6 protein-coding genes are annotated in these 4,495 nt (G+C 70.5%); 3 read left to right on the top strand and 3 right to left on the bottom strand.

Annotated features, from left to right (window positions below):
- Window positions 1-106 precede the first annotated feature (106 nt).
- Both VB737_RS15140 and VB737_RS15135 read right to left on the bottom strand, forming a co-directional pair.
- Entirely contained in the window at window positions 107-523 is a 417-nt protein-coding gene (locus tag VB737_RS15140) for a tetratricopeptide repeat protein (RefSeq protein ID WP_323306672.1), read from the bottom strand.
- Between the two features lie 76 nt (window positions 524-599).
- On the bottom strand, window positions 600-986 hold the full coding sequence (locus tag VB737_RS15135) for an iron-sulfur cluster assembly accessory protein (RefSeq protein ID WP_500314178.1): 387 nt from the start codon (window positions 984-986) through the stop codon (window positions 600-602).
- Between the two features lie 187 nt (window positions 987-1,173).
- Here VB737_RS15135 and zds point away from each other — a divergent pair, with 187 nt between their 5' ends.
- From zds to VB737_RS15120, 3 genes are all read left to right on the top strand, one after another.
- A complete protein-coding gene (gene zds / locus VB737_RS15130; RefSeq protein WP_500314176.1) occupies window positions 1,174-2,649 on the top strand; it encodes a 9,9'-di-cis-zeta-carotene desaturase in 1,476 nt (491 codons plus the stop codon).
- A gap of 10 nt (window positions 2,650-2,659) precedes the next feature.
- Window positions 2,660-3,094 carry an SRPBCC family protein gene (locus tag VB737_RS15125; RefSeq protein WP_500314175.1) on the top strand — a complete coding sequence of 145 codons (435 nt, stop codon included), beginning with the start codon at window positions 2,660-2,662 and terminating at the stop codon, window positions 3,092-3,094.
- A gap of 76 nt (window positions 3,095-3,170) precedes the next feature.
- Window positions 3,171-3,611, top strand: coding sequence for a hypothetical protein (locus VB737_RS15120; protein ID WP_500314173.1), 441 nt, complete (start codon window positions 3,171-3,173; stop codon window positions 3,609-3,611).
- On the opposite strand, the gene VB737_RS15115 is transcribed toward VB737_RS15120, so the two are convergent.
- Window positions 3,595-4,398, bottom strand: coding sequence for a uroporphyrinogen-III synthase (locus VB737_RS15115; RefSeq protein ID WP_500314171.1), 804 nt, complete (start codon window positions 4,396-4,398; stop codon window positions 3,595-3,597). The genes VB737_RS15120 and VB737_RS15115 overlap by 17 nt on opposite strands.
- Window positions 4,399-4,495 lie beyond the last annotated feature (97 nt).

Raw genomic sequence — 4,495 nt, 5'->3', positions numbered from 1 at the left:
CCGCAGCACTGCGCCCAGGCGGCCCGCGAGCGGGTCGGTCCGCCCGGGGGCTCGCGGCGCATCGCCGAAACCGTGCTCGAGGCCCTGACCGAGGGGCGGCCGGGACTCAGCTGAGCCAGGCCTTCACCTTCTCCAGGGCCTGCCAGCCCGGCCGCCGCTGCAGGCCATCGGCGATCGAGCCCTGCAGTTCGTCGGCGAGTTCCGGGGCCATCAGCATCACCCGCTTGACCATCTCGATGTGCTCCCGCACGCCCTTGGCGCCGGTTTCCAGCATCGCCACGCTCAGATTGATGCGGGCCTGGGGATCCTGGGGATTGAGCTTCACTGCGTTGCGAGCCGAGGGCAGGGCCGCCTGGGGCTGGTCGAGCAGCAGCTGCAGCCAGGCCAGGCAGGTCCATCCCGCCGACTGCCGCGGCTCCTGGGCCGTGATCTGCAGGAACTCGTCGATCAGCTCCTCGGGCGCGGCCCCCTGCTGGTAGCGGGCGATGGCCTGGTCGAAGCGGGACTCCTGCGGGGCCGTCATGGCGGCGGGGGGTGGTGGGGTGGGGATCGTCAGACTCCCATGCCACGGGACCGCGACGCCATCGACCGGCCGGCCTTCAGACGGCGAAGGAGCTGCCGCAGCCGCAGGTCTGGGAGGCGTTGGGATTGGTGAAGTTGAAGCCGCCGCCGATCAGGGCCGAGGAGAAATCCAGCTGCATGCCGTAGATGTAGAGCAGGCTCTTGGGATCGCACACCACCCGGAAGCTGGGGGCACCGGCGGGCTCGTAGGTGTAGGTCTCGTCGTCGGGAAGGATCTCCGAGCCGTCGATGAAATCCATCGTGTAGCTCATGCCGCTGCAGCCGCCGGAGCGCACGCCCACCCGCAGCACCTTCTCGCCCCCCTGCGACGCCATCAGGGTGCCCAGCTGGCGCATGGCCGGCTCGGTGATCAGGATGCCCTTGCCATCCACGCCGGTGTGGGTAACGGCCGCTTCGGTTGCCATGGTCGCTGCCGGGCTGGAGATCGGGGCCTGGGTGGGGCTGCTCATCGTTCGTTGGGGGGCGTTCGCAGTGGGTCGGAGGGTGGGAATCGGGCCGCCGGACAACGCGGTGAGCGTCCACTCTATGGAGATCCCTCCCCGGTGGGTAGGCTCCGGTCCATAGAGTCAGGACCTTCACGGGAATCGAAGGGTGCGGGTCGCCATCGTGGGTGCGGGTCTGGCCGGTCTGAGCGCGGCCGTCGATCTGGTCGACGCCGGTCACACGGTCGATCTGTATGAAGCCCGTCCCTTCGTGGGGGGCAAGGTGGGCAGCTGGGAGGACCCGGACGGCAACCACATCGAGATGGGGCTGCACGTCTTCTTCTTCAACTACGCCAACCTCTTCGCCCTGATGCGCAAGGTGGGTGCCATCGACAATCTCCTGCCCAAGGAGCACTGGCACCTGTTCGTCAACCGCGGCGGCGACCTGCGGGCCCTCGATTTCCGCTTCCCTATCGGGGCCCCCTTCAACGGCCTCAAGGCCTTCTTCACCACCCCCCAGCTCGACTGGATCGACAAGCTGCGCAATGCCCTCGCCCTGGGCACGAGCCCGATCGTGCGGGGCCTGGTGGATTACGAGGGGGCGATGAAGGTGATCCGCTCCCTCGATGCCATCAGCTTCCAGCAGTGGTTCCTCAACCATGGCGGCAGCCCCCGCAGCATTCAGAAGATGTGGAACCCGATCGCCTATGCGCTCGGTTTCATCGACTGCGAGGCCATCTCGGCCCGCTGCATGCTGACCATCTTCATGATGTTCGCCTCGCGGACGGAGGCCTCCAAGCTCAACCTGCTCAAGGGGTCCCCCCACCGCTGGCTGACCGGTCCGATCCTCGACTACATCAAGGCCCGTGGCGGCCGCCTGCACCTGCGCCACCGGGTCAGCGAGGTGCGGTACGAGGAGCGCAACGGCCAGACGGTTGTCACGTCCCTGGTGCTGGGCACCCCGGACGGGGAGAAGCGGGTGGAGGCCGACGCCTACCTGGCTGCCTGTGATGTGCCGGGAGCCCAGCGGCTGCTGCCCCAGGCCTGGCGCCGTTTCCCCGAGTTCGCCGCCATCGACCGGCTCGAGACGGTGCCGGTGGCTACCGTGCAGCTGCGTTACGACGGCTGGGTGACCGAGCTGGGCGACGGCGTCGGCCCGGAGGCCCGCCGGGCCGACCTGGGGCGCCCGGCGGGCCTCGACAACCTCCTCTATACGGCTGATGCCGACTTCAGCTGCTTCGCCGACCTGGCCCTGACCAGCCCGGCCGACTACCGGCGGGATGGCCTGGGTTCCCTGCTCCAGTGCGTGCTCACCCCCGGTGATCCCTGGATCCCCAAGAAGACGGAGGAGATCGTCGCCCACACCGACCGGCAGGTGCGCGAGCTGTTCCCCTCCGCCGCCGGCCTGCAGCTCGTCTGGAGCAACGTGGTGAAACTGGCCCAGTCCCTGTACCGGGAAGCCCCCGGGATGGAGCCCTTCCGCCCCGCCCAGCGCACCCCCGTCGCCAACTTCTTCCTGGCCGGCAGTTACACCCGCCAGGACTACATCGACTCGATGGAGGGGGCCACCATGAGCGGACGGCTGGCCGCCGCAGCCATCCTGGATCAACCGGTGGCGCTGGCCACCTGCGCCGCGGTGGCCTAGGAGCACAACCATGGGGAAATGGCTCGAGCACAGCGTCACCACCGAGATCCAGGCCCCGGTGGTCCGGGTCTGGGAGGTGTGGAGCGATCTGGAGGCCATGCCCCGCTGGATGCGCTGGATCGAATCGGTCGTCACCCTCGACGATCCTGACCTGACCGACTGGACCCTGGCGGCCCAGGGGTTCCGCTTCCACTGGAAGGCCCGGATCACGGAACGGATCGATTGCCAGCGGCTGCACTGGGAATCCGTGGGCGGCCTGCCCACCAAGGGGGCCGTCCGCTTCTATCCCCTCGGGCCCGACCTCACGGCCGTGAAGCTCACGGTGAGCTATGAACTCCCCGGCGCGCTTGCACCCCTGATGGAACCCACCATCATGGGGGGCATCGTCACCAAAGAACTGCAGGCCAACCTTGACCGATTTCGCGACCTGGTGGAGAAGGGCTGACGGGCACCCCAGCGGGCGCCTCGCCCTCGGGGTCGTCGCCGGGTTGATGCTGACCGGATGCGCGGCGTCCCCCACGGTGGAAGCCCCTCCCCAGCCGGCGCCCCCGCCCCCGGCCGCCCCCGCCGCGTCGTCCGGGGCCGTCCCCGAGGGACTCACCCCCCTGCCCACCTCCCAGCAGGTGGTCAGCGCCTTCCGCATGGGTCGCCAGGACCCGTTCGGCTCGCTGGTGCCGGAGCTGGTCCCCGGGGCAGTGACGGGTGGCGCCACCGCCAGGGCCGCCGCCGTCACCCCACCGGCCTTCCTGCAGGACTTCCGCGTCACCGGCGTGATCGATACGGGCGGTCAGCGCGAAGCGGTGGTGACCTACAAACAGCTGAGCGGCAGCCTGCGCCCGGGCGACCGGGGTGGTCGCACCACCGATCTGCTGCCCTCCGGCTGGAGTGTGGCCTCCGTCGATGTCGGGAACGGAAGCCTGATCCTGCAGAGCGGCAGTCGCCGGGTCAAGGTCGAGCTCTGAGGGCCCGGCTGCAGGCGTCCACCAGGCCTTCCAGGTCGTGGGGGTCGGCCTCCTCGTCCACCCGTCCGAGCCGCTCCAGGCAGCGGCGGCTGGTCTGGGGGCCGATCGAGACCACCTGCACCCCCTCCAGCCGCGCGATCCAGTTCTCGCCGAAGCTGCCGGCCAGCAGCTGTGCGGTGTGGTCCACCGTCTTGCCGCTGCTGAAGGTGATGGCATCGAGCCCGCGCCGCTCCAGGGCCTGCAGGGCCCCGCTGGGTAGTCCGGCCGGGCAGCGGGTCTCGTAGGCGGCCACCTCCACCACCCGGGCGCCGGCCGCGGCGAAGGCCTCGGCGAGCACCGTGCGCCCGCCGCTCTGCACCCGCGGCAGCAGCAGCCGCTGCCCCCAGCCCGACACTGGGAAGTGTTCGATCAGGCTGTCGGCCACGAAGGCCGGGGGCACGAAATCGGCGGGGGCCCCCAGGGCCTCCAGGGATTCGGCGGTCTTGCGCCCCACCGCCGCCAGCCGCACCCCCCGGGGCCGTCCGGCCAGGCTGCTCCCCCGGCGGACCAGCCGCTGCTCCACGGCGTCCACGCCGTTGGCGCTCGAGAAGAGGATCCAGTGGAACTGATCCAGTTCCGCCAGGGCATCATCGAGGGGTCCCCAGAGGTCGGGGGGGCCGATCACCAGGGCCGGCAGGTCGATGACGCTGGCCCCGGCCTGCTCGAACAGCTGGCGCGCGGCGCCGAGCTGGGTTTCAGCCCGGGTCACGGCCACCGTGCGGCCTGACAGTGGCGGGATTGCGGCCATCAGGCGTCCAGCCGGACGAGGGCGCCGGCCCGGTGGGCCAGCCCCCGGGCCTGCTGCGGTTCCCCCCGGGCCCCCCGCAGGGCCGTCCCTTTTACAC

This window comes from Synechococcus sp. BA-120 BA3 (assembly GCF_034931285.1).
Classification (GTDB): domain Bacteria; phylum Cyanobacteriota; class Cyanobacteriia; order PCC-6307; family Cyanobiaceae; genus Cyanobium.
This window is presented reverse-complemented; position numbering and strand designations above follow the sequence as displayed.

What these genes read in the sequence shown, in the direction of transcription:
- VB737_RS15135 (WP_500314178.1), bottom strand. Translation starts at nt 986, where the DNA reads ATGGCAACCGAAGCGGCCGTTACCCACACCGGCGTGGATGGCAAGGGC.
- VB737_RS15115 (WP_500314171.1), bottom strand. Translation starts at nt 4,398, where the DNA reads ATGGCCGCAATCCCGCCACTGTCAGGCCGCACGGTGGCCGTGACCCGG.
- VB737_RS15140 (WP_323306672.1), bottom strand. Translation starts at nt 523, where the DNA reads ATGACGGCCCCGCAGGAGTCCCGCTTCGACCAGGCCATCGCCCGCTAC.
- VB737_RS15125 (WP_500314175.1), top strand. Translation starts at nt 2,660, where the DNA reads ATGGGGAAATGGCTCGAGCACAGCGTCACCACCGAGATCCAGGCCCCG.